This window comes from Allofournierella sp. (assembly GCF_048388525.1).
Classification (GTDB): domain Bacteria; phylum Bacillota; class Clostridia; order Oscillospirales; family Ruminococcaceae; genus BQOK01.
Genome location: NZ_DBGCTQ010000024.1, coordinates 1 through 4,973 on the forward strand (window position 1 = coordinate 1; position 4,973 = coordinate 4,973).

Below are 4,973 nucleotides of genomic sequence, written 5' to 3' on the forward strand. Positions count from 1 at the left end.
CTCCACCATCCAGGCGATGCCCGCAGCATGGCTGGGGTCGATCACCACCGGCAGGTGGGTCATTTTTTTCAGCATGGGCACGGCGCTGATGTCCAGGGTGTTGCGCATGCTGTTCTCGAAGGTGCGGATGCCCCGCTCGCACAGGATCACCTGGTCGTTGCCCTCGGCCATGATGTACTCAGCGCTCATGACCAGCTCTTCCAGCGTGGCCGAGAGCCCGCGCTTGAGAAGCACCGGTTTGCCGCTTTGGCCCACCGCCTTGAGCAGCTCGAAGTTCTGCATGTTGCGCGCGCCCACCTGGATGAGGTCCACATCGCCGAACAGGGGCAGGTGTTCAGTGTTCATGATCTCGGTTACAATGGGCATGCCGGTGGCCTGGCGGGCCTCGCGCAGCAGCTCCAGACCCTCGGCGCGCATGCCCTGGAATGAGTAGGGCGAGGTGCGGGGCTTGAACGCGCCGCCCCGCAAAAGGCTTGCACCGGCGGCCTGCACGCTCTCGGCCACCTGGGTAATCTGCGCCTTGCTCTCCACGCTGCAGGGGCCGGCAATTACCGCAAAACTGCCGCCGCCGATCCGGGTGCCGCCCACCGTGACCACCGTGTCTTCCGGGTGGAACTTGCGGTTGGCTTTTTTGTAAGGCTCGGACACCCGGCGCACGTCCTCCACCACCGGGATGGCCCGCAGCCAGCTCTCGGCGATGGAGGTGGTGTCGCCGATGAGGCCAAGGATGTGGGTGGCCTCGCCCACGCTCTCGTGGATCGAGAGCCCCTGGCTTTTCAGTTCCTCGCACAGGGCCTTGATGGCCTGCTGCTCGGCGTTTTGTTTGAGAATAATGATCATATGGAATTGCCCCTTTCACAATGTAAAACAAAAAACCGGGGAGCCTGCCGCTGCAGGCCCCCCGGCGTTTTCAAATGGTCAGCGCGCGTTACGCGCCGCCCACCCCGCGGGTTTTTCCACAGCAAAACAGGCCTTTACCGGTAAAGTAAAAGCCGTAATAAAAATAGCTGGCAGAAAGCAGGTTTGCCATGATACATACCTCGTGTGCGGTGGGATTGTGCCAAGCATAGCACGCCGTTTTGCTTTTGTCAAGTAAAGCGTGAAACTTTTTTTTGGGCCCCGGAAGCCGGAAGCGGGGCTTTTTACAGGGGGACCTGCTCCGGCCTGCGGCCGCGGAACACGGTCACGGAATCGAAACCGAACCGTTTGGCCAGCGCCGCGCATTCCTCCACGCCGCGGCCAACGTTGGACAGCTTGTGGGAGTCGCTTCCGATGGAAATGCGCCGGCCGCCCAGCCGCCGGTATTCGTACAATACACAGTCCGGCGGGCCAACCTTTTTCTGCCAGCCGTCCAGGCCCGCGGCGTTCAGCTCCAGCGCATAGCCGCGCGAGACGCACTCGCGCAGAACGTCCGAGATGCGGTCCATGTACTGGTCGAAGGAGGGGGTATAGCCCTCGCGGCGCATGACCCGCAGCGGGTAATCCAGATGGGCCAGCACGTCAAAGCCGCCGTGGCGCTCCATCGCCAGCACCTGGGCGAAATACTCGCGCAAAAAGGCGTCGCAGTCCAGCGATGCGAAGTCGTGGAAATAGATGTCCAGATCGTTGGGCATCACGTGCAGCGAGCCGATCACCAGATCGAACGCATGGGTGCGCAGAAAGGCGTCCGCCGCCGGGTCCGCATGCACCTGCCCCAGCTCGATGCCGGCCAGCAGCTCCAGCCGGCCGGCAAAGGCTTCTTTTGCCGCGCGCACCGCCTGCACGCAGCCCTCAATATCCCGGTTTTCCGCAGGGCCGTGCCGGTGGTAAAAATCCAGATGGTCGGTGATGGCGATGATCCCGAGCCCGCGGGCACAGGCGGCGCGCGCCTTGGCCAGCGGGGTTTGGGGGGACTGGGCGTCCATGGAATATTCGGTGTGCATGTGCAGATCGACAAGCATCGCGTGCCTCCCGGGCCGTGTTTTTTTCATTGTAGCATGCGCGGGCCCCCGCCGCAAGGCAGGAGCAGGCCCTTGCGCGGGGCACGGCGAAAGCTTTATAATATGAAAAAAAGAAAGAGGCGAGGGAAGGATGGCGCAACCCAAGACCAACGCCATGCGCATGCTGGAAAAGGAAAAGGTGGCGTACACCTTTCATGAATACCCCCATGACGACGGCGCGATCGACGGCCTGGCCGTGGCCGGCAAGCTGGGGCAGGACCCGGCCCGCGTGTTCAAGACCCTGGTCACACAGGGGGCGAGCCGGGCGTTTTATGTGTTCGTGATCCCGGTGGCGGCCGGGCTGGACCTGAAAAAGGCCGCCCGGGCGGTGGGGGAAAAGAGCGTGACTATGCTGCACGTGGCGGACCTTTTAAAGACCACAGGTTACATCCGGGGCGGGTGCAGCCCGGTGGGCATGAAAAAGCGCTTTGTGACGGTGGTGGACGCCTCGGCAAAAAACTGGCCCACCATTATGGTGAGCGCGGGGCGCATCGGGGCGCAGGTGGAGCTGCGGCCCGCCGATCTTTTGGCGGTGACGGGCGCGGCTTGGGGAGAGCTCGCGATGCAGTGAAATTTTGTATAGGAAGTATGACTAATCGCCTTTTCAATTGGTAATTGTGCCAAAAAACGAGGCAAAAATTGCCCCCGAAAAGCGATTGTTCTGAAAATGCGGAAAGGGATGGAAAACGGGTTGCATTTTGGCGGCCCACACCTTAAACTAAAGGCAGAGAGCTTGCCGGAACAGGCCGTGCCTGGGCTGGTGAGCCGTGTTGTTTTTCAAGGGGGTGCGAGCATGGAAAACAAAGCGCGTTGCTGCCTGGGCAAGGCTTTGGGGGCGGGGCACAGCCATGCCGCGCCCTGCCGCCGCCTGTGCAAGGGGCAGAGCAGCCGCAGGACAAACGCACGCTAAAGGCCGTGGTGCAAGCGCACCACGCCTTTTTCTTTTGCCCGGCCGCAGGGGCGGGCGCAAGCTGAAAGATGGAGGCAGTAAAAGTATGGAACGCAAGAAAGTAGCGATCCTGATGGGCAGCGACAGCGACTGGCCCACCGTGAAGGGCGCCTGCGCCGAACTGAAACGCCTGGGCGTGCCCTTCGAGGCGCATATCCTCAGCGCCCACCGCACCCCGGCCCCGGCGGCCGAGTTTGCAAAAAATGCCCGGGCAAACGGCTTTGGCGCCGTGATCTGCGCCGCGGGCATGGCCGCGCACCTGGCGGGGGCCATTGCGGCCAACACCACCCTGCCGGTGATCGGCATCCCCATGAAGGGCGGCGCCGCGGACGGCCTGGACGCCCTGCTTGCCACCGTGCAGATGCCCAGCGGTATCCCGGTGGCCACCGTGGCGCTGAACGGGGCCAAAAACGCGGCCATTTTGGCCGCCCAGATGCTGGCCGTGACCGACGGGGAGCTGGCTGCTGCGCTGGACGCCGACCGCGCCGCCATGGCAGCCCAGATCGCCGCCAGGGAGGACAAGCTCCAGGCCGAGCTGGCCGCGCTGTAAAAGTGCGGGGTGTTCTTGCATGGAACAAGCGGTATTTTGGGGGAAATAAAAAACAAAAACGAACGGAAAAGGAGAAATTTATCATGGAAAAATTGCAGCAGCTGTACGAGGGCAAGGCCAAAAAAGTGTTCGCCACCAGCGACCCGGAACTGGTGATCGTGGATTACAAGGACGACGCCACCGCCGGCGACGGCGCCAAGAAGGGCACCATCCGGGGCAAGGGCGTGGTGAACAACAAACTCTCCAACGCGCTCATGCAGAAGCTGGAAAAGCAGGGTGTGCCCACCCACTTTGTGCAGGAGCTCAGCGACCGGGAAACCCTGGTGAAGAAGGTGGAGATCGTGCCGCTGGAGGTCATCATCCGCAACGTGGCGGCGGGCAGCTTTACCAAGCGCCTGGGCGTGCCTGAGGGCACCGTTCTGAAGTGCACCACCCTGGAGTTCAGCTATAAAAACGACGAGCTGCACGACCCGCTGATCAACCACTACCACGCCCTGGCCATGGGCCTTGCCACCCAGGAGGAGATCGACACCATTTCGCGGTACGCTTTTCAGGTGAACGAGCTGCTGAAATCCATCCTGCTGGAGGTGGGCATCCGCCTGATCGACTTCAAGCTGGAGTTCGGCCGCCTGCCCGATGGAACCATTGTTCTGGCCGACGAGATCAGCCCGGACACCTGCCGTTTCTGGGACGCCAAGACCGGCGCCCACCTGGACAAGGATCTGTTCCGCCGGGATCTCGGCGGCGAAGAGGACGCCTACCAGGAAGTGATGAAGCGGCTGCTGGGTTAAAAGGGCCCTGCACTGCAAAGCATAGAGGGGAAAAGGCGCGGCTCTGCGGCCATGAGAGCAAAGGGCACAGGGCGCCCTGCCAAAGATTCAAGGATGGGAACAGGAGAGACAATGGAGCATTTTGATTCAAAAATCCACGAGGAGTGCGGCGTGTTCGGCGTTTACCGCCGTGACCCGGAGCAGGATGTGGTGGCCACCACGTATTACGGCCTGTACGCCCTGCAGCACCGCGGCCAGGAGAGCTGCGGCATTGCGCTGAACGTCGACGGCGTGCTGTCCGGCTACCGCGATCTGGGCCTTGTCAGCGAGGTCTTTACCAAGCGCGTGCTGGAGGAGCTGCCCCGCGGCGCAAAGATGGCTACCGGCCATGTCCGCTATGCCACGGCGGGCCAGCGCAGCCGTTCCAACGCGCAGCCGATGGTTCTGCATCACTGCAAGGGCGCTATGGCGGTCTGCCACAACGGCAACCTTGTCAACGCGCCGAAGCTGCGCCGCAAGCTCGAGATGAGCGGCTCGATCTTTCACGGCACGTCGGACACCGAGGTCATCGCCTATCTGCTGACCCAGAACCGTCTGCTGACGCCGAACATTGAGATGGCCGTCAGCCGCACGATGGACGACATTGAGGGCGCATACTCCCTCGTCATTATGACCCACACCAAGCTGATCGCGGCGCGCGACCCCAACGGCTTCCGCCCGCTGTG

General features: G+C 62.4%; 6 protein-coding genes. 4 read left to right on the forward strand and 2 right to left on the reverse strand.

The genetic code is table 11. The annotated features are described in order from the left end of the window. Together aroF and ACMLHZ_RS02025 are read right to left on the reverse strand one after the other, a co-directional pair. A partial coding sequence (gene aroF, locus ACMLHZ_RS02020; protein ID WP_418666146.1) for a 3-deoxy-7-phosphoheptulonate synthase occupies positions 1-840 on the reverse strand: 840 nt, incomplete at its 3' end. 302 nt (positions 841-1,142) lie between these two features. Next, positions 1,143-1,940 carry a histidinol-phosphatase HisJ family protein gene (locus ACMLHZ_RS02025; RefSeq protein WP_418666147.1) on the reverse strand — a complete coding sequence of 266 codons (798 nt, stop codon included), beginning with the start codon at positions 1,938-1,940 and terminating at the stop codon, positions 1,143-1,145. 130 nt (positions 1,941-2,070) lie between these two features. On the opposite strand from ACMLHZ_RS02025, the gene ybaK reads away from it, so the two are divergent. The 4 genes from ybaK to ACMLHZ_RS02045 form a co-directional block, all read left to right on the forward strand. Continuing rightward, positions 2,071-2,550, forward strand: coding sequence for a Cys-tRNA(Pro) deacylase (gene ybaK / locus ACMLHZ_RS02030; RefSeq protein WP_418666148.1), 480 nt, complete (start codon positions 2,071-2,073; stop codon positions 2,548-2,550). Between the two features lie 424 nt (positions 2,551-2,974). Then, positions 2,975-3,478 carry a 5-(carboxyamino)imidazole ribonucleotide mutase gene (gene purE / locus ACMLHZ_RS02035; RefSeq protein ID WP_418666149.1) on the forward strand — a complete coding sequence of 168 codons (504 nt, stop codon included), beginning with the start codon at positions 2,975-2,977 and terminating at the stop codon, positions 3,476-3,478. Positions 3,479-3,561: 83 nt separating this feature from the next. Beyond that, positions 3,562-4,269, forward strand: a complete 708-nt coding sequence (purC, locus tag ACMLHZ_RS02040; RefSeq protein ID WP_418666150.1) for a phosphoribosylaminoimidazolesuccinocarboxamide synthase — start codon at positions 3,562-3,564, stop codon at positions 4,267-4,269. 111 nt (positions 4,270-4,380) lie between these two features. Then, positions 4,381-4,973: amidophosphoribosyltransferase (locus ACMLHZ_RS02045; protein WP_418666151.1), on the forward strand; the 593-nt coding region annotated here is incomplete at its 3' end.